General features: G+C 65.3%; 16 protein-coding genes and 1 pseudogene. 12 read left to right on the forward strand and 5 right to left on the reverse strand.

Going from position 1 to position 17,963, the window contains the following annotated elements; genetic code table 11:
* Positions 1-135: 135 nt before the first annotated feature.
* Positions 136-825: a TetR/AcrR family transcriptional regulator gene (locus SCA01S_RS16005; protein ID WP_062787470.1), complete on the forward strand. Its 690-nt coding sequence runs from the start codon at positions 136-138 to the stop codon at positions 823-825.
* Here the strand turns inward: SCA01S_RS16005 and SCA01S_RS16010 are convergent.
* The 5 genes and pseudogenes from SCA01S_RS16010 to SCA01S_RS16035 form a co-directional block, all read right to left on the reverse strand.
* A pseudogene (locus tag SCA01S_RS16010) lies at positions 797-1,803 on the reverse strand (SDR family NAD(P)-dependent oxidoreductase). The gene SCA01S_RS16005 and the pseudogene SCA01S_RS16010 sit on opposite strands and share 29 nt — an antisense overlap.
* Positions 1,800-3,005: a thiolase family protein gene (locus SCA01S_RS16020; protein WP_062787516.1), complete on the reverse strand. Its 1,206-nt coding sequence runs from the start codon at positions 3,003-3,005 to the stop codon at positions 1,800-1,802. The pseudogene SCA01S_RS16010 and the gene SCA01S_RS16020 overlap by 4 nt, the downstream one beginning before the upstream one ends.
* Positions 2,998-3,891 (reverse strand): alpha/beta fold hydrolase, encoded by an 894-nt coding sequence (locus SCA01S_RS16025; protein ID WP_218016414.1) that lies wholly within the window; start codon positions 3,889-3,891, stop codon positions 2,998-3,000. Before SCA01S_RS16025 ends, SCA01S_RS16020 begins: the two co-directional genes overlap by 8 nt.
* Positions 3,888-5,450: a class I adenylate-forming enzyme family protein gene (locus SCA01S_RS16030; RefSeq protein WP_084391069.1), complete on the reverse strand. Its 1,563-nt coding sequence runs from the start codon at positions 5,448-5,450 to the stop codon at positions 3,888-3,890. The genes SCA01S_RS16025 and SCA01S_RS16030 overlap by 4 nt, the downstream gene beginning before the upstream one ends.
* Positions 5,443-6,510 carry an amidohydrolase family protein gene (locus SCA01S_RS16035; RefSeq protein ID WP_062787478.1) on the reverse strand — a complete coding sequence of 356 codons (1,068 nt, stop codon included), beginning with the start codon at positions 6,508-6,510 and terminating at the stop codon, positions 5,443-5,445. The genes SCA01S_RS16030 and SCA01S_RS16035 overlap by 8 nt, the downstream gene beginning before the upstream one ends.
* Positions 6,511-6,749: 239 nt before the next feature.
* Here SCA01S_RS16035 and SCA01S_RS16040 point away from each other — a divergent pair, with 239 nt between their 5' ends.
* The 11 genes from SCA01S_RS16040 to SCA01S_RS16090 all read left to right on the forward strand — a co-directional run bounded on the left by SCA01S_RS16040 (position 6,750) and on the right by SCA01S_RS16090 (position 17,928).
* Positions 6,750-7,862 (forward strand): thiolase C-terminal domain-containing protein, encoded by a 1,113-nt coding sequence (locus SCA01S_RS16040; RefSeq protein WP_062787481.1) that lies wholly within the window; start codon positions 6,750-6,752, stop codon positions 7,860-7,862.
* A gap of 2 nt (positions 7,863-7,864) precedes the next feature.
* Positions 7,865-9,016, forward strand: a complete 1,152-nt coding sequence (locus SCA01S_RS16045; protein WP_062787484.1) for a thiolase C-terminal domain-containing protein — start codon at positions 7,865-7,867, stop codon at positions 9,014-9,016.
* A 13-nt stretch (positions 9,017-9,029) separates the two neighbouring features.
* Positions 9,030-9,959 (forward strand): OB-fold domain-containing protein, encoded by a 930-nt coding sequence (locus tag SCA01S_RS16050; RefSeq protein ID WP_062787487.1) that lies wholly within the window; start codon positions 9,030-9,032, stop codon positions 9,957-9,959.
* Entirely contained in the window at positions 9,956-10,798 is an 843-nt protein-coding gene (locus SCA01S_RS16055; RefSeq protein ID WP_062787490.1) for an N-acyl homoserine lactonase family protein, read from the forward strand. The genes SCA01S_RS16050 and SCA01S_RS16055 overlap by 4 nt, the downstream gene beginning before the upstream one ends.
* Positions 10,799-10,809: 11 nt before the next feature.
* The gene (locus SCA01S_RS16060; protein WP_062787493.1) at positions 10,810-11,622 is read left to right on the forward strand and encodes an enoyl-CoA hydratase/isomerase family protein; all 813 of its coding nucleotides are present in this window, start codon (positions 10,810-10,812) and stop codon (positions 11,620-11,622) included.
* Positions 11,623-11,636: 14 nt separating this feature from the next.
* Entirely contained in the window at positions 11,637-12,827 is a 1,191-nt protein-coding gene (locus SCA01S_RS16065; protein ID WP_062787496.1) for an acyl-CoA dehydrogenase family protein, read from the forward strand.
* 28 nt (positions 12,828-12,855) lie between these two features.
* Positions 12,856-13,989, forward strand: a complete 1,134-nt coding sequence (locus SCA01S_RS16070; protein WP_062787499.1) for an acyl-CoA dehydrogenase family protein — start codon at positions 12,856-12,858, stop codon at positions 13,987-13,989.
* A 92-nt stretch (positions 13,990-14,081) separates the two neighbouring features.
* On the forward strand, positions 14,082-15,539 hold the full coding sequence (locus SCA01S_RS16075; RefSeq protein ID WP_062787502.1) for a pyruvate carboxylase: 1,458 nt from the start codon (positions 14,082-14,084) through the stop codon (positions 15,537-15,539).
* Between the two features lie 72 nt (positions 15,540-15,611).
* Complete coding sequence (locus SCA01S_RS16080; RefSeq protein WP_062787505.1) at positions 15,612-16,136, forward strand: biotin/lipoyl-containing protein; 525 nt, start codon at positions 15,612-15,614, stop codon at positions 16,134-16,136.
* Positions 16,136-17,503 carry an acetyl-CoA carboxylase biotin carboxylase subunit gene (locus SCA01S_RS16085; RefSeq protein WP_062787508.1) on the forward strand — a complete coding sequence of 456 codons (1,368 nt, stop codon included), beginning with the start codon at positions 16,136-16,138 and terminating at the stop codon, positions 17,501-17,503. The genes SCA01S_RS16080 and SCA01S_RS16085 overlap by 1 nt, the downstream gene beginning before the upstream one ends.
* Positions 17,500-17,928, forward strand: coding sequence for a biotin/lipoyl attachment domain-containing protein (locus SCA01S_RS16090; protein WP_062787510.1), 429 nt, complete (start codon positions 17,500-17,502; stop codon positions 17,926-17,928). Before SCA01S_RS16085 ends, SCA01S_RS16090 begins: the two co-directional genes overlap by 4 nt.
* Positions 17,929-17,963: the final 35 nt, after the last annotated feature.

Here is a 17,963-nt window from a genome sequence, read left to right on the forward strand (position 1 = left end):
GGCTGAATTATTACAGTTGTAATATGGATATGCCGTTTATGCCGATTCGTCCAATCATAATTCGGCGATATCGATGGAAATTAGCACATACGTTATAGCGTTGACATTTTATCCGGCCAGATTAGGCCCTTGGTGATGCCCACCACGACCGCCCCAGCCCGCAAGGTCCGTCCGCTAGCCACCGGCACGCGCGAACGGTTGATTCTGGAAGCAGAAGCATTGTTCGGCGAGCGCGGCATCGATGGCGTGACGATGCGGATGATCTGTGAGGCGGCAAACCAGAAATTTGCCGGTTCAGTGCAGTATCATTTCGGGGACCAGCTTGGGCTGCTCTATGCCGTGTTCGAATATCGCGAGGAGCAACTTCAGCCGCAGCGCGAAGCGTTGCTCAAGGCTGGGCGCAAGACGGGACAGCTGGACAATTTGCGCTATCTTTTACGGATTTTGTTCGAGCCCAATTTTGCCATGTATGAAGAAAAGGGCGTCATTTCCTATATGCGGTGCCATGCGGCCTATCTGGCAACGCACCGGCCACGTGGCGTGCCCCATCCGGTGGACCAAGGCAGCCCGGCGACGCGCGCACTGCGCGAGGCGATGACGCTGCTCGAAGCGAGGTTGGCCGCGCTGGGGCCGCAACTGGCCGCGTTCCGCCTCGAATGCGTGGGCGCGATGTTCCTTCAGGGCGTGACGCAATATGCATCCAGTCCTGAGCATTCGGGCATGACCGCGCGGCAATTCTACGATGACATGCTCGACATGATGACGCAGGCGATTTCAGTGCTGCCGCGCACGCCGCCTAGCCCGAGCGCGTCGCCTGGGAGCTAAAGAGCGGCGGGATCAGGGCCAATTCGTCTGCCGTGGCGGCAATGTCGAGGAAATTGCCCAAGGCGCGGATCGTTGCCGCATGGTCCCGCAAGTCTTCCGGCCCGTGGTCCGGATCGAACCAGCCTTGGCCCACGGCAAAGCCGACACGCGCCACCTTGCCCGAAGAACTGCTGAAGATTTCGCCGTTGATCGCAGTGCTGGCATGGGCAAGCCACAGCACGGTGGGGGCAACAGCCTCGGGCGGGCCCATTGGGATCCGGCCCGCGCGCATGTCGGCGCGCCAGTCGCCGGCCTCGCCATTTCCCGCCCCTGACTTGCTGGAACCTGTGTCTTTCCCGCCGAAGAAGGCGTCGCGGTTCATGCGCGTGATCGCCATCGGCGCGACCGCGTTCACGGTAACGCCCGTGCCCGCCACCTCGTGCGCCAGGCACCGGGTCAGGCCTGCCACTGCCATCTTGGCGGCGCCATAATGGCCCAGCGTCGAGGCGCCGCCAAACCCGGCATTCGAGGTGGTGTTGACGATGTGCCCGCGGCCCTGTGCCAGCATGAATGGCAACACCGCGCGACACATGAAAAATGTGCCGTCCACGGTCACCGACTGCATCTTGCGCCAGGCTGCATCGTCCAATTGCGCGATCGGTGAAAAGTCGATGATCCCGCATTGTTGACCAGCACGGTCACTTTGCCGAACGCGGCAATGGCGGCGGCGACCACGGCATCGGCGTTGCCCGGCTCGGTGATCGACCGGTGGTCGGCCAGGGCGCGGCCGCCCCTTCCGCGAATTTCCGCAACGACCTGGTCGGCAACCGGACGCAGCTGGCCTGCACCATCGGGTTCCTGGCCGATGTCGTTGACCACAACCGCCGCGCCGCGCTCGGCAAAGGCCAGGGCATAGGCACGCCCCAGGCCACGCCCCGCGCCGGTGACGATGACGACATCGTCGTCGAACCGCATCGGCCCTTGGGCAAGCGCGGTCATGCCGGAATCTCGAACAGCCCGGCGGCGCCCATGCCGCCGGCGATGCACATAGAGACTACCGCATAGCGCACCCCACGGCGCCGCGCCTCGATCAGCGCATGACCGGCCAGACGGCTGCCCGTCATGCCAAAGGGGTGCCCGATGGCAATGCCGCCGCCATCGACATTCAGCTTTGCAGGATCGATGCCCAGCTTGTCGCGGCAGTACAGAGCCTGGCTGGCGAAAGCCTCGTTGATTTCCCACAGGCCGATGTCGTCCACCGACAGGCCTGCGCGTTCCAGCAGCTTGGGAATGGCAAAGACCGGGCCGATGCCCATTTCCTCGGGCTTGCACCCGGCTGCCTGAAAGCCGCGAAAGATGCCCAGCACCGGAAGGCCTTCGCGCTCCGCCGTCTCGCGGTCCGTCAGCACTTGCGCCGAGGCGCCGTCGGAGAGCTGACTAGCGTTGCCGGCCGTGACGAATTGGCCTTCCTTCACAAGCTGTCCGTCCTTCCAGACCGGCTTCAGCTTGGCCAGGCCGTCGAGCGTGGTGTCCGGCCGCACGCCCTCGTCGGTGTCGAGCGTCATTTCCTCGCGGCCCGAGATTGTGCCATCGCGCTCGACCACGTTGCGCGTCACCGTGATCGGTACGATTTCGTCGGCGAGCCGGCCCTCGCGCAGCGCCGCGGCGGCGCGCAGGTGGCTTTCAACGGCAAAGGCGTCCTGCGCATCGCGCGGTATGCCATAGCGTTCGGCGACGATTTCGGCCGTCTCGATCATGGCCATGTAGGCGTGGGGATCGCCGGCCAGCACTTCGGCCGGTTGGGCACGATATGTCGGTGCGTGGGCGTTGCGGGTGTGGGTGATACTTTCGGTGCCGCCCGCTACCCCCACATCGATATCGCCCGCGATGATCGCGCGGGCGATATAGGCCAGCGTGGTCAGGCCCGAGCCGCACTTGCGGTCCAGCGTGGTGCCCGGAATGGTTTCGGGCAGGCCCGAGGCAATGATGGCCGTGCGCGCCAGATTGGAGCCTTGCGTACCCCATTGCGTGCCCACCCCGATCGCCACGTCGTCGATCCGCGCAGGATCGATGCCGGCGCGGGCCACGGCGGCTTCGATCACGTGCGCGGTAAGGCGCGGGGCATCGGTGTCGTTGAAGGCGCCTTTGAAGGCGCGGGCGACGCCGGTGCGGGCAGTGGAAACGATAACGGCTTCACGCATGGTCATGGGTCCTGTTGTGGGCATCGAGAAACGCACGGGTTTCGGCGATGAACCGGGATGTGAACTGGTGGTGCAGCCAGTGACCGGCACCGGTATAATGGCTGATCTGATGGTGTTTCAGGCGGGCCAGGCGTGCCGGGCCGGGCACGGGCACCCAACTGCCTGTGCCGTAGGAAAGCTGCACGGGGCACGCGATGGCATCGAGCACGTCGTCCAAGTCGTGCGCGCGCTGGTCTTCCGGCGCGCGCAGGCGCACGCGCGGGTCGAACTTCCACCGCCAGCCTTTGTCGGCATCGTGCACCAAGGCGTGGGCTGCCAGTGCATCGACCAGCTCCGTCGCCAAGTCAGGGTGCTGTCCATGCATCCGGGCCACGGCCTCTGCCCGGGTGGGATAATGGCGCGGGCCACGCGCACGGGCCTGCGCGCGCCGGTCCAGCCATTGGCGCAGGCGCACCGCATAGGGCGTGGCCGCCGCCGCCTCATCACGCTGGATCGGCAATTCGATGCATTCGATTCCGGCCAGGGCCCATACGCGATCGGCGTCGGCCGCGGCGAGGCGCAAGGCAATGGCCCCGCCCAGGGAATGGCCGACCAACGCATAGCGCACCAGCCCAAACGCGCGCGCGATATCATGGACGTCGGCCACAAACGCTGCCAGGGCATAGCCATCCGGTCCGGCCCAGTCGCTGTCACCATGGCCGCGCAGATCCGGTGCGATGACGCGATAACCGGTGGCAAGCGCGGCGGCGACACGGTCCCAACTGCGGCCGTGATCGCGCAATCCATGGACCAGGATCACGGCGGGCGCATCGCTATGGCCCCAGACGGCTACCTGGATGTGTCGCCCGTCGACGACCAGGGCCACCGTTTCAGGATGCCCGGTCATGACGCTGTCGCCAGGCTGGCCGCGCGATCACGCAGTGTGCGCCGCAGGATCTTGCCGGTCGACCCCTTGGGCAGTTCGTCGAGAAAGCGCACCGCGCTGGGCCATTTGTAGCGGGCCAGATGGGCCACACAATGCGCTAGCACCTGTTCGTCGCTCAGGGTGCAGCCCGGCCGCGTAGCGACAAAGGCTACCGGCACTTCGCCCAGCACCGCATCGGGCTGGGCAACGACCGCCACTTCACTGATCCCGTCGATGGCGTAGATGACCTCCTCGATGTCGACCGGATAGATGTTCTGGCCGCCCCTGATAATCACATCCTTCTTGCGGTCGACGATCCAGGCAAGGCCATCGGTATCGAGAAAGCCGATATCGCCAGTGCGCAGCCAGCCATCGTGCATGGCGTGGGCAGTATCGGTCGGCGCGTTGAAATAGCCCGCCATGACATTGGCGCCGCGCACGACCAGTTCGCCCGTGACACCACGCGGCAGGATCATGCCATCGTCGTCCATCGACTCGAGCGTCACGCCGGGCAGTGCACGGCCGATGGCCTTGCCACCGGCCAGCTCGCCGACAGGATCGCACGATACCCGATGCAATGTCACCAAGGCGGTCGCTTCGGTCAGGCCATAGCCGGTGCGCACGTCAACGGCAGATCCGGCCGCGGTAACGATCCGCTGCAGCAACGCGGCGGGCACCGGGGCGCCCCCGGTCATAATGCGCCGCAGGCTGCGCAGCGCGCCGGCCCGCAGACCGGGATGATCGACGATCTTCTGCAGCATCGTGGGCACGGCGGGCATGAATGTGCAGCCATGCTCGTCGATCGCCTCGATGCAGCGGGCCGCGTCGAAGCGGGGCAGCAGCACCATGCAGGCACCGGTGACCATGATGGCATTGATGCCCTGGTTGAGCCCGAACGTGTTGAACAGCGGCAGCGCGCAGAGGATCACATCCTCGGCGCCCAAGCCAAGCCAGCCGGGCGTGGCGTCGTAGTTGGCGGCGAGGTTGCCGGCGGTGAGCATGACGCCCTTGGATTTCCCGGTCGTCGCGCTGGTATTGAGCAGCAACGCCACGTCGGTCGGCGCGACGGTGGCGGGATGGGTCAGCGGCTGGGCCTTTGCCCTTGCATGATCGAGCGAGGCATAGCCGGGCAGCAGGTCCCGGCCCACGGCGCCCGCCGCGATCTTGATCGGCGGGGCCTGTGCGGGCATGCGGTCGCACCAGTCGGCGTGCAGCACGATGGCCTGCAGCCCGCAACTGTCGATCGCATGCGCCAGATCGGACTTCGTATAGGCGACGTTGAGCGGCGACACCGTGGCGCCCAGCAGCAGCAGGGCCTGTTGCACGACGATGAACTCGGGCTCTGCCGGAAGTATGATGCCCACCCGCGTGCCCGCGCCGATGCCCAGATCGCGCAGGGCACCGGCCGTGACGCGGGCACGTTGCGCCAGCGTCGCAAAATCGATCCGCTCGGCTTCGGCGATGATCGCCATCCGCTCGGGCGTCTGTTGCGCCCGATGCAGCAGATGCAGGGCGCGGTTGAAGTTGCGCGGCTCAGCCATGGACCAGCCGGCCTGGCGAGACGACTGCTTCAGGGATGCGATAAAACCGGGCGGCAGTGCCGCTGAACAGCGCCTGGCGCTCGGCGCCGGAGGCAGAGGCTGTGAGACGCGCGAACGCGTTCCACAGTGTGCGATAGGAGTACATCGCCTTGTCGACCGGAAAATTGCTTTCGAACATGCAGCGATTGGCGCCGAACAGTTCGATGCAGGTTTCCACATAAGGCCGCCACGCCTGCGCCAGGGTGGCGGAAGAGGGCGGGCATTCCGCTTCGTGCCAGCGCGCCCCGCACACGATCATGCCAAAGCCGCCGATCTTGACCGAAACGTTGTCGCGCTTGGCCAGGTCGGCCATGTCGAGGCGCCAGCGCGCAAATAGTTCGCCGGCCCGGCCAGCATAAGGGCCGACACCCAGGATGCAGCCGATGTGATCGAGCACGATCGGCAAGCTGGGGAGTGCATCGGCCATGGCTGCCAGTTCGCCGATCTGCCCGTGATATAGCATGGCATCGTAGCCAAGGCCGAGCCGCTGGACCGTGCGCAGCCCCGCACGATAGGTAGGGTCGCCCAACAGTCCGGCGGGAGCAGGCCGGATCACCACGCCATCGGGAAAGGCCAGATCGCGTGAGACGCTGTGGCGGATACCGCGTAGCGCACCCTCGGCGGCCTGGGCATGGGCCTCGATCACGGTCTCAACCGCATCGCCCAGGGCAAGGTCGGCAAAGGCGACGATCGCCGACGCGACGTGGGGCAGCCTCTGCGCGCGGGCCGCGCGGGCGATAGCTGCCACCTTCTCGGTTTCGCCGATGGGGGCGAGGTGGGCGGGGCCGTTGTCGCGATAGCCATAGTGAGCCTGGACGAAGACGGTGGCCTTCACGCCCGGTACCGTGGCGAGATCGTCGGCCAACTGGTCGAGCAGATAGGGATGCCCATCTTGGACCCACAGGTGATGGTGCGAATCGATGATCGGGAGGTCCGGATCGAGCAGGGGCTCTTCGTGCCGCGCGAGCCAGGCAGCGTTGGGTGGCGGGTACCGAAACCGCCCCGTTACATCTAGTCCCACATTCCGCTCCCTCGCCTTGTTCTATCCGATAATGTTTCGGGGAAAATGAAATTGCAAGGCCCAAAAACCGCAGATATCACGGGTTAGATCGCGCATATACTGAAATTCCATCTCCAAAATTCCGACGAAACGTCGAATTTTGTTTTTGACATCGGCGACGCGCCGGGCATACAAGATGGGGGAGAGGCCGAAGGAGTCCGCAGCGGCGAATTTCGGCGAATGACAGGGTGAGGAAGCCAATGGGTCTCAGTAAGGTTGCGGTGCTCGCCTCCGCACAAACCGAGTTGCGTCCGGCGTGGCGTGACGCGCAGCACATCGATCTTATTTCGTCCGTCGTCGCCAACGTGTTCAAGGGCACCGGCCTGACGCTGGACGATGTCGATTTCGTCATCGACTCCGGCAGCGACGTTCTAGACGGTCGCTCGATCTCAAATTGCGGTTTCCTGGGCGCGCTTGGCGCTCACCACAAGGAAGAGGCGCGCGTCGAGGAGGACGGGCTGTGGGGCGCGCTTTATGGCGTCAACAAGATCCGCTCGGGCGCTTCGTCGATCGGACTGATCGTTGCTTATTCCAAGCCTTCGGAATCCGACATCGACCTTTACTGGTCGGCGATGGTCGAGCCGTTCTACCAGCGCCCGGTGGGCTTTGGTCAAAAGGCCGCCCTGGGTATCCAGGCGCAGCGCTATCTTGCCGCGCACGGGATCACCGATGAAGCCCTTGCCGCGATCGTGGCCAAGCGCTGGGCCGACGCGGCCGCCAACGGCAAGGTGGCAATCGATACCTTGCCCGATGCCGCGGCCGTGTTGGCTGGCGACGAGGCGGCGTGGCCGCTGACGGATTTGATGATTTCCCGCCCGCTCGATGGCGCGGTCGCCGTGCTGATTTGCAACGAAGACGTGGCGCGCCGCACGGGGCGTCCGCCGGTGTTCATTACCGGCATGGGCACCAGCCTGGAAACGCACAACTTTGCTGACCGCAGCATCAACCGGCTGGATTCGGTCGCGGCCGCCACGCGCATGGCGCTGGGCAAGGCCGGTTGGGACAAGGCGGCAGCCGAGGTGGTCGAAACCAGTGGCAGTTCGGTGGTGGGCGAATTGCTCGCGCTTGAAGGACTGGGCCTGGCGGCTACGGGCCGGGGCGCCGAGATCGCGCTCGATCCGGCGGTCAACGCTTCAGGTGGGGCGCTGCCGGCTGATCCGATCATGGCAACCGGCCTGGTCCGGCTGGCCGAGGCGGCCAAGCGGCTTTCGACGCCGGTTGCGGCAGGGGCAAAGGCTCCCGCGACCGCACTCGTTCATGGCACCGGCGGTGTCGCGATGCAGACCAACTGCGTCTTCACTCTCGAGGTTTGATCATGGGTCGCGAAGTAGGAATCGTTGGCGTCGGGCAGACGCATCACGCGCGTCGCCGTACCGACGTCAGCCAGGCAGGCCTCGTGCGCGAGGCCGTGGACCGGGCATTGGCCGACGCCAATCTGTCGATGGACGACATCGACACGGTGGTGATTGCCACCGGGCCGGTGCTGTTTGCCGCGGTGAACCAGCCGGAAAAGTGGGTTGTCGACGCGATCGGGGCGCAAGGCAAGTCGGTGGTCCGGCTTACCAGCGGTGGCGGCGCCGGGTTTGCTGGTGCGCTGGCTGGCTATTACCAGGTAGCCGGCGGCTATTCCGACCGCACGCTGGTGGTTGCCTACGACAAGCTGTCCGAAGGTCAGCTGCAGTACTCGATCTCGACGCTTTACGATCCCTTCTGGGGCCGGGAATTCGCGGTGGGGATCATGGGCTTTTCGGCCGCCTACTGGCGCGCCCGCATGGACGTGCTGGGCCACACCGAGGAAGCGGCGGCTATGGTTGCGGCCAAGAACCGCAACAACGCCCTCAAAAACCCCTATGCGCACCAGAAGAAGGCGGTGACGGTCGAGGATGTGCTGGCGTCCAAGCCGCTGTGCTGGCCGATCAAGCTGCTCGACGTGCCGCCGATTTCCGACGGTGCCGCAGCGATCGTCTTGGCGTCGGACAAGGTGGCCCACCATTCGACCACGCGCCCGGCCTGGATCCGTGGCATGGCCTATTGCTGCGAAGCGGATAACGCGCCCGAGCGCTCGCTGATGCTGTCCGAGCCGCTCGCCATCGCATCGCGCCAGGTCTATCGTGCCGCTGGCATCACCAACCCGCGTCGCCAGTTCGACGTGGTCGAGGTGCAGGAACCCTACTCCTGCTTCGAACTGAACTATTACGAAAGCCTGGGCCTATGCCCGCCGGGGCAGGCGGCGGACCTGGTGGCTTCGGGCGCGACGCAAGTCGACGGTGACATTCCGGTCAACCCCTCGGGCGGGTGCATGGGCGCAAATCCGATCGGTGCGGTTGGGGTCATTCGCCTGATCGAGGCGGCGACCCAGGTGATGGGCCGCAACGAGACGCACCAGATCAAGGACGCCAAGCTGGCGCTGGTCCAGTCCGGCGGCGGTTGGGCCAACTTGCGCGGCTGCGCCGTGCTTAGCGCCTGAGGAGGGATAGACGATGTTCTACGCACCTGAAACCGCACCGATCGATCTGCCCACGTTCAAGAGCACGATCTCGCTGCCCTACACGCTCACCCCCGGCAAGTCGGCGGGGACGTTCCTGGCCGAAATGCCCAATCGCCGCATCGTCGGCACGCGGTTTGCCGATGGCGCGGTGATCGCGCCGGGGCAGGATTTCTCGCCGGTCGATGGCGAGGAGCCGGTGGCCCTCGTCCAGGCGCCGGAAACCGGCGAACTGACGGCCTTTACCCGCACCGGTGGCGTGGTTCTCGGCCTTGTCCGGCTGGACGGCTGCCGCAATGCCTTCGTGCACAAGATCCTTGCCGATATCTACACGCTGGCGGTGGGACAGCGCGTGGCAGCGCGCTGGTCGACCAGCGAGCAGGGCACGTCGATCACCGCGATCGAAGGCTTTGTGCCAGCGCCCGACGCTCCGGTTGGGAACGTGCTGCCACTCGATACCCCGGCCGAACCGCTTGGCGTAATCAACTATGCCATGGCGCTGCACTATGACCATGCCTACGGCCCCTATTACGGCCGCATGTTCGACGAAATCCGCCAGAATGGCGTGGTCATGGGGGTGCGTGGTTCCAACGCCGACGAGGCCCTGCTGCCCCCGCGCGAGATCGACGACATCACGCACAAGCGCACCGGCACGTGGAAGGCCTGCGCCGATACCGGCACGATCCGCGCCTGCTCGCTGATCAACATGGAGGTCTATGGCCAGACCCGGCCGGTTCCTTACGCTTACGCGGAGATCGTGCTCGACGGCGCTTCCACCAAGATGATCCACATCATCGAAATTGATGACCTGGAAACCGCCAAGCAGACGATCAAACCCGGCACGCGCGTGCGCGCGGTGTGGACGCAAGGCGAACGCAAAGGTGCGGTTTCCGACATCGAGCGTTTCGAGGTGATCGGCGAATGACCCACTGGACGGTCACCACGCTGCGCATCGGCGAGCTATACCTGCAGCACGGCGGGGCCATCGTACGCGATCCCGTGCACGTGTGGCTGGTACGCGGCGCGGTGGCCGGCAAGGCGGTGAACCTACTGGTCGATAGCGGCATGGCCGACATTCCAACCGTGCATCAGCGCCTGAAGGTCAAAGGTTGGGGCGGCGGCCACGCCGCGCTGACTGCGGCCCTGGGGCAAGAGGGACTGGGGCCGCAGGACATCGACTATGTCGTGTGTACTCACCTGCATTTCGACCATGCCGACAACCTCGACCTGTTTCCCCAGGCTTGCGTGGTGGTACAACGGGCCGAACTGATGGCGGCGGTCGACCCCGTGCCCTCGCAGCGGATCTTTTACTGGAAATCCACGCTGCGCAACCTGAGCGAGCGCAAGCGACCAGCGCAGTTGCGCCTGGTCGAAGGCGACACCGACCTTCTCCCCGGCATCCGCTTGCTGAGCGTGCCGAGTCATACCGAGGGCATGCAGGTGGTGGTGGTGACGACGGAAAAGGGGCGCGTCGCGCTCGTTTCGGACCTGGGCGATCACTATCGCTATTGGTATCCAGCCGATCCGCGCGCGACCGACCACCCGCTGCGTTCGCTGTCCGACGCATTCCTTACCGGAAACATCCGCAGCGAGAGTGAGCGCGTGTGGCAAGCAGCCATGCGCCGCGTTCTGGACAATGCAGATATCGTCGTGCCCGCGCACGACTTCCGCATCCCGCTGCGCATGCCGGAACAGTGGTTTGCCATCCCGGACAGCACCGACGGCGATCTGGCGCACGTGCCGCCGGCCGACGACGAAAATTGACAGGGGCCGACATGGACTACGAGAACATTATCTACGATGTGAGCGAGCGCATCGCCACCGTTACGCTCAACCGGCCCGACGCGATGAACGCGACGACGGACCAGCTCTACAGTGAACTGCAGCACCTGATCCCGCGCATCGCCGCCGATCCGGGCGTGTCGGTGGTGATCCTGACCGGTGCGGGCCGTGGCTTTTGCGCCGGTGCCGATCTCAAGGCCAGCAAGGACAGCCTGACCCCGCTGCAGCGCCGCGCGCGCCATCGCTGGATACTCAAGGAAGTGCTCGAACCGCTCTACAAGCTGGAAAAGCCGGTGATCGCCGCGGTCAACGGGGCAGCGGCAGGGGCTGGCGCCAATATAGCGCTGTCGTGCGACATCATCATCGCCAGCGAAAAGGCCAGTTTCATCCAGGCTTTCGCCAAGGTGGGGCTGATGCCCGATCTGGGCGGCATGTTTTTCCTGTCGCGCGCGGTCGGGATCAACAAGGCGAAGGAACTGTGCTTTACCGCGCGCAAGGTTCCCGCCGAAGAAGCGCTGGCGCTGGGCATTGCCAACAAGGTCGTTCCGCACGACGCGCTGATGGACGAGGCGCGTGCCATGGCGCGCCAGATCGCCGCTGGATCGCCCACGGCCATGGCGATGAGCAAGCGGCTGCTCAACATGTCGCAGACCGCGACGTTCGAGCAAATGCTCGAATTTGAAGCCTATTCCCAGACCATCGCCTATCTCACTCCCGAATACCGCGAGGGTGTCATGGCGTTCCGCGAAAAGCGCGCGCCCGATTTTGCCGGGGCCGCCGAGCGAGCCTCGGCGGGCCAGGACTGACAGGGAGCACCGCGATGGATTTCAACTACACGCCTGAGGAGAGCGCGTTCCGGGCCGAACTGCGGGCGTGGCTGGCCGATGCGCTGCCCAAGGGTTGGGGCGACACCGTATTCGAGCCCGAGGACGAGCACGAACGGGCGATGTTCCGGCTCGATTGGGAACGCAAGCTCCACGCCGGCGGCTGGAGCGGGATCAACTGGCCCAAGGAATATGGCGGGCGCGGCGCGACGCTGATCGAGCGCGGCATCTTTGCCGAGGAAATGGCCCGTGCCTCCGCGCCCGAGGGTATCAACATCATCGGCCACAACCTGGCCGGGCCAACCATCCTGGCCCACGGCAGCGAGGCGCAAAAGCAACGCTTCCTGCCGCCGATCATTTCGTCCGACGAAATCTGGTGCCAGGGATTTTCGGAACCCAATGCCGGTTCCGACCTCGCCTCGGTGCGCACCCGCGCGGAGCTTGTGGGCGACAAGTTCATCGTCAACGGCCAGAAGATCTGGACCAGCTATGCCCAATATGCCCAGTGGTGCTTTGCCCTGGTGCGGACGAATCCCGATGTGCCCAAGCATCGGGGCCTGTCGTTCCTGCTGATCGACATGCGTTCTCCGGGCATCACGATTCGCCCGCTGCGGCAGATTTCCGGCGAATCCGAGTTCAACGAGACCTTCTTCGACAATGTCGAAGTGCCGGTGGAGAACGTGGTCGGAGCGGTCAACGAAGGCTGGAAGATCGCGATGACCACGCTGGCCTATGAGCGCGGCCCGGAAGACGCGCTGGGGCGCCAGGTCCGCTTCAAGCAGGAACTGGACAAGTTGGTCGCCACATTGTGCCAAACCACGCAGGGCGGCCGCGCCGCGATCGACAATCCAGCGATACGTCAACGCCTGGCGCGGGCCATCACCGAGATCGAGATCGTCCGTCTCAACGCCCTGCGCTCGTTCAGCCGCTATCTCGATGGTGCGGATCGCGGTGCCGATGCCTCGATGACCAAGCTCTACTGGAGCCACGCTGCCCAGCGCATGTACGAATTGGCGATGGACGCCCTCGGCCCTGTCGCGCCGATATCGGGTCACGATCCAGCCGCTCTCGCGCTGGGCCGTTTCCAGCTCAGTTGGCTGCAATCCAAGGCCTTCACCATCTACTCCGGCTCGTCGGAAATCCAGCGCAACATCATCGGCGAGCGCGTGCTCGGGCTTCCGCGCTGACGCGCGGCTGCTGCAAGGATACTGAACCATGTATTTTGCCTTTGACGAGGACCAGAAAAGCCTGGGCGATACCGTCGCCCGGCTGCTTGCCGACCAAGACGGGTTGCGCGCGCCAGACCTGGGTCGTGATGCCGTCGACCCGGCGCGTACCGCGCTGGCCGAGCTGGGCCTGTTTGCCATGATGGTGCCCGAGGAACAGGGCGGAGCAGGGCTCAAGGCTGTCGATCTTGCTCTTTCGCTGGAAGCCCTGGGTGGCGCGCTTGCTCCGGCAGCGGTGCTTGATACTCTGCTGCTCTCCGAAGTGTTGGGTTCGCATGGCACGGCGGCACAGCGGGACGCATTCCTGCCGCCGCTTGCCGCTGGCGAATTGCGCGTTTCCGTCGCCCTGTCTGAAAAGGGCTGCGACGACGCGCCCCATGCGGTGCTGGCGCGCGTGTCCGACGGGAGGTTGACCGGAACCAAGCTGCTGGTCCGCGAGGCCGCCGATGCAACCCACTTTGCGGTGGCGGCACAGGGGCCCGCCGGGCCAGGCCTGTTCCTCGTGTCGGCGAAAGCCGCTGGCGTCTCGATCCGGGCGCACCAGGACATCGATCCCACGTCGGGCCTGGGCGCTGTAACGTTCGACGATGTCGTCCTCGATCCCGACGCATTGGTCGGCGCTGGCCATTCCGCTGCGGCAGTCGAGCGCCTGTTCGATGGCGGGGCGGCAATGAGCGCCTGTCTGCAATTGGGCATCGCGGCACGGATGCTGGATTCAGCCGTGGAATATGCCCGAACCCGTGTCCAATTCGGCAAGCCGATCGGTTCGTTCCAGGCGCTCAAGCATCGCTGCGCCGATCTTGCCGTGGCATTGGAGGCCGCACGGTCGGCAACCTATTATGGCATCTGGGCTTATTCCGAGGATGCCCCCGATCGGGCCCGCGCCGTGTCCATGGCCAAGGCCTATGCCGGCGAAGTGGTGCGTGAGGTTTGCAACGAGGCCATCCAGATCCACGGGGGCATGGGGTTCACCTGGGAACTGGGCCTGCACCGCTATTTGCGCCGCGCCAAAGTGATCGAACATGCCTTTGGCGCCGCCATCTGGCACAACGAACGGATTCTGATCGAAACCCTGCGCGACGAGTTTGGGCAAGACGCCACCGTGGATTGGAAAGTGGCCTGAGCGATGGCCGCCGCCGGTTCGATTCCGATCGATAACGAGTGATGGTTCCGCCTGCGGCATGACGTGGGCTGATGGAAGGGAGAGCGTGGGGTATGGCCCACATTGATTTTCTCGACGAGACGATGCGCGATGGCCAGCAGAGCTTGTGGGGCTTGCGGATGCGTGCGGGAATGGCCTTGCCGGTCACTCCGCTGATCGACCGCACCGGCTTCAGCACGATCGACCTGACGGGCGGCGGCATGCTCGACGTGCTGACGCGCTATTGCCAGGAGAACTATTGGGAGGGCCTCGACCTGCTGGTCGCCTCGATGCCCAATACGCCGTTGCGGGCGGGCCTGCGTGCCAATGCCAACGTGACGTTCGGGATCACTCCGCCGGCCTTGATGGACTTGTGGGTGCAGCGGCTTTGCGCGCACGGCATCCGCTCGTTCTGGATCTATGATGTGCTGTTCGGCATGGACAACATGCTGCGCCTCGCCAAGGTTGCCAAGGAGGCCAATGGTGCCTGGGTGGCCGGGGCGATCATGTTCGCGCTTTCTCCGGTGCACACGGATGAATTCTTCATCGCGAATGCGAAGAAGCTGGCGGACAGCCCGCACATCGATTCCATTCTGCTTTATGATACGGCGGGAGTTCTGGAGAAGTACCGGATCCAGCAACTCGTGCCTGGGCTGGTCCAGGCAGCCGGCGGCAAGCCGATCGAATTTCACTCGAACAACCTGCTGGGGCTTTCGGCCAAGGCCTATCTCGACGCGATTGACTGCGGGGTTTCGGTTATCCACACCGCCAGCCGGCCGATGGCCAACGGTCCTTCGGTGCCCTCCACCGAGATCATGGCGCGTAATATCCAGTTGCGCGGGCATACCCACGGCCTCGATGAATCGCTGTTCCAGCCCGTGGCCGACCATTTCCGCGCCGTGGGCAAGGCATCGGGCAACCTTGTCGACCAATATGCCGAATACGACGAGTTCTCGATCCAGCACCAGATTCCCGGCGGGATGATGGGGACGTTCAAGGCCCAGCTCGCCATGCACAAGATGATGGACAAGCTGCCCGAGGTGCTCGACGAAGTCGCCGCCGTGCGCCGCGACTTGGGCTATCCGGGCATGGCCACCCCGTTCAGCCAGCTGGTCGGCATCCAGGCGGTGCTCAATGTCGTCACTGGCAAGCGCTATGGCACCGTGCCCGACGAAGTGATCCAGTATGCGGCCGGTTTCTATGGCGAACCCGTGGCGCCGGTCGATGCCGATGTGCTGGACCGGATCATGGCGGCGCCCCGCGCCAAGGACGTGATGGCCCAGCCGCCGGAAATGCCCGACCTCGACACGCTGAAGAAGCGCTACGGCACGCAGGACGAGGACGAACTGCTTTACCGCGCATTCGTGCCGCAGCCCGATATCGACAAGATGCGCGCGGCCGGGCCGGTGCGTCGCGATTATCCGCTGCTCTCGTCGCCCGAACTGGAAGACGTGCGCAAGCTCATGCAGGTCGCGACGCTGCCGGTGGTGGAACTGAAGTCCGAAGGTTTGAGCCTCAGCCTTCGCCGTTGAACGCGCTCCCAGGGGGGCAAGCCGCCACGCCACGGCGTGCTGAAAACCAAAACCAGAGGATGGTTCTGAGCCATGACGCACAAACCAGTCATCGACAATCCGGTCGATCAGGTTCGCCTGCTGATCGAGGAGTTCACCCGGTCCGGGATCGCGACGCTGCACATGCGGTCCGGTCCGTTCGAACTGCTGCTGTCCAACGATCCGGCGGCCGGCGCGCTGGTCACTGCCCAGCCTGCCGCGGCCGCGCCGACTACGCCCGCTGCTGCCGCAGCTGTGGCGCCGGCAGCAACGCCTCCGGCGTCAGCGGCGCCAGCCGCAGCACCCCCGGTGACCGCGCCCGGTGCCATTCCCGAAGGCGCAGTGATCATCGTTGCGCCCAATCTGGGCACGTTTTACCGCGCGCCCAAGCCCGGCGCGGCGGCCTATGTCGAAGTAGGCGGCAAAGTGGGCGGCGAAGATGAAATCTGCCTGATCGAGGTGATGAAGCTGTTCACGGCCGTCAAGGCGGGGCAGGCCGGCACGATCGTCGCCGTATTGGCAGACGATGGCGCGATGGTCGAGGCGGGGCAGCCGCTGTTCGCCCTGATGGCCGACTGATGGCGATCCGGCGTCTCTTTGTCGCCAATCGTGGCGAGATCGCTTTGCGCATAGTCCGCGCCGCGCAGGCGCTCGGGATCGAGACGGTCGTGGCCGTGTCCGATGCTGATCGTGACAGTGTGGCGGCGCGACTGGCCGATCGGGCAGTCGTACTCGGCCCGGCGCAGGCTGCGCGCAGCTATCTCGATCCGCGGCTGGTGGTCCATGCGGCCAAGGCCAGTGGATGCGATGGCCTCCATCCCGGTTATGGCTTCCTGTCGGAACGGGCCATCCTGCCCCGGCTCTGTGCTGAAAACGGGATCGCTTTTGTCGGCCCGGAACCCGATGTGATCGACTCGCTGGGCGACAAGATTCAGGCGCGGGCCATGGCGCGCGCGGCCGGGGTGCCGCTGGTGCCGGGTTGCGATGGCGTGGCGACCGCTGCAGACGCCCGCCGGGAAGGGGATCGGATCGGCTATCCCGTGCTGCTCAAGGCCGCAGCCGGCGGCGGTGGGCGCGGCATGGTCATTGCCCACAACGGCGACGAGGCCGAAGCCGGCTTCCACCGCGCCTCGGCCGAAGCGGTTGCCGCCTTTGGCGATGGCACGCTGTTCATGGAACGCTTCGTGCCCCAGGCCCGCCATGTCGAGGTCCAGCTGATGGGCGATGGCAAGGGCGGAGTGGTGCATTTCGGCGAGCGCGACTGTTCGGTGCAGCGCCGCTACCAGAAGCTGATCGAGGAAGCGCCCTGCGTGGCCATGCCGGATCACTTGCGCCAGCAGTTGCACGAAAGCGCCTGCGCGCTGGCAGCTTCGGTCAACTATCGCAACGCCGGCACGTGCGAGTTCCTCTATGACGTGGCGCGCGAAGAATTCTACTTCATCGAGGTCAACGCCCGCATCCAGGTGGAGCATCCGGTCAGCGAGATGATCGCAGGCTTTGACCTGGTGCAGGAGCAGTTGCGCATTGCCGGAGGGTCGCCCCTGTCCGTATCGCAGGACCAGGTCAGGCTCACGGGCCACGCCATCGAATGCCGCATCAACGCCGAAGACACCGCACGCGATTTCATGCCCTCGCCCGGGCGGATCACGCGCTGGGCGCCACCAACCGGCGAGGGAGTGCGTCTCGACAGCCATATGTCGGAAGGGGCGATGATCCCGCCCTATTACGACAGCATGATCGGCAAGCTGATCGTGCATGCGCCAACGCGCGATCTTGCGATCGACCGGCTCGACGCTGCGCTGGCCGATTTTCGCGTGGAAGGCATCGCCACGACCATCGGCTTGCATCGCGAAATCATCGCGCACCCGGATTTCCGGGCCAATCGCATCCACACCCGTTGGCTTGAACAAGTGCTGCTCGCCGAACGGAAAGGGGCCGCCGCATGATCGCACTGGACGACAATGCCCGCCGCACGATTACCAATGCGCGCGCCTTGCTCGACGCGATGCTGGCGGGCGGCTGGCAGCAGGTTTGCCTGCAAAGCGCGGAAGGGGATTTCTTCCTGGCCCGTTCGCTGGGGACGCCCAATCCGCTGCTGGCCCCCGCACCCGTGGTGGCGCCGGCCGTGCCGCCTCCGCCGCCGGCGGTCGCCGCGCAGGCCTGCACGATCAGAGCACCGCATGTCGGCACGGTGGCATGGTTGTTGCCTATCGGGAGCCAGCCGGGCAAGGGCGACGCGGTGGCGCGGCTGGCTGTGCTCGATACGCTGGTCGATGTGCCCGCGCCGCTGGCCGGGGTGGTCGTATCCCATGGGATGGCTGCGAACGACCTTGCCGAATACGGCACAATCCTGCTCGGCATGGAGGGCTGATATGGCGTCGATAGCGCGCATTGATCCCTCCGTCC

The sequence above is a fragment of the Novosphingobium capsulatum NBRC 12533 genome, assembly GCF_001598375.1.
Lineage (GTDB): Bacteria > Pseudomonadota > Alphaproteobacteria > Sphingomonadales > Sphingomonadaceae > Novosphingobium > Novosphingobium capsulatum.

Bases quoted from the DNA above. Each gene is read 5' to 3' on its own strand.
- SCA01S_RS16005 (WP_062787470.1), top strand. From the start codon at position 136: ATGCCCACCACGACCGCCCCAGCCCGCAAGGTCCGTCCGCTAGCCACC.
- SCA01S_RS16020 (WP_062787516.1), bottom strand. From the start codon at position 3,005: ATGCGTGAAGCCGTTATCGTTTCCACTGCCCGCACCGGCGTCGCCCGC.
- SCA01S_RS16025 (WP_218016414.1), bottom strand. From the start codon at position 3,891: ATGACCGGGCATCCTGAAACGGTGGCCCTGGTCGTCGACGGGCGACAC.
- SCA01S_RS16030 (WP_084391069.1), bottom strand. From the start codon at position 5,450: ATGGCTGAGCCGCGCAACTTCAACCGCGCCCTGCATCTGCTGCATCGG.
- SCA01S_RS16040 (WP_062787481.1), top strand. From the start codon at position 6,750: ATGGGTCTCAGTAAGGTTGCGGTGCTCGCCTCCGCACAAACCGAGTTG.
- SCA01S_RS16045 (WP_062787484.1), top strand. From the start codon at position 7,865: ATGGGTCGCGAAGTAGGAATCGTTGGCGTCGGGCAGACGCATCACGCG.
- SCA01S_RS16050 (WP_062787487.1), top strand. From the start codon at position 9,030: ATGTTCTACGCACCTGAAACCGCACCGATCGATCTGCCCACGTTCAAG.
- SCA01S_RS16055 (WP_062787490.1), top strand. From the start codon at position 9,956: ATGACCCACTGGACGGTCACCACGCTGCGCATCGGCGAGCTATACCTG.
- SCA01S_RS16060 (WP_062787493.1), top strand. From the start codon at position 10,810: ATGGACTACGAGAACATTATCTACGATGTGAGCGAGCGCATCGCCACC.
- SCA01S_RS16065 (WP_062787496.1), top strand. From the start codon at position 11,637: ATGGATTTCAACTACACGCCTGAGGAGAGCGCGTTCCGGGCCGAACTG.
- SCA01S_RS16070 (WP_062787499.1), top strand. From the start codon at position 12,856: ATGTATTTTGCCTTTGACGAGGACCAGAAAAGCCTGGGCGATACCGTC.
- SCA01S_RS16075 (WP_062787502.1), top strand. From the start codon at position 14,082: ATGGCCCACATTGATTTTCTCGACGAGACGATGCGCGATGGCCAGCAG.
- SCA01S_RS16080 (WP_062787505.1), top strand. From the start codon at position 15,612: ATGACGCACAAACCAGTCATCGACAATCCGGTCGATCAGGTTCGCCTG.
- SCA01S_RS16085 (WP_062787508.1), top strand. From the start codon at position 16,136: ATGGCGATCCGGCGTCTCTTTGTCGCCAATCGTGGCGAGATCGCTTTG.
- SCA01S_RS16090 (WP_062787510.1), top strand. From the start codon at position 17,500: ATGATCGCACTGGACGACAATGCCCGCCGCACGATTACCAATGCGCGC.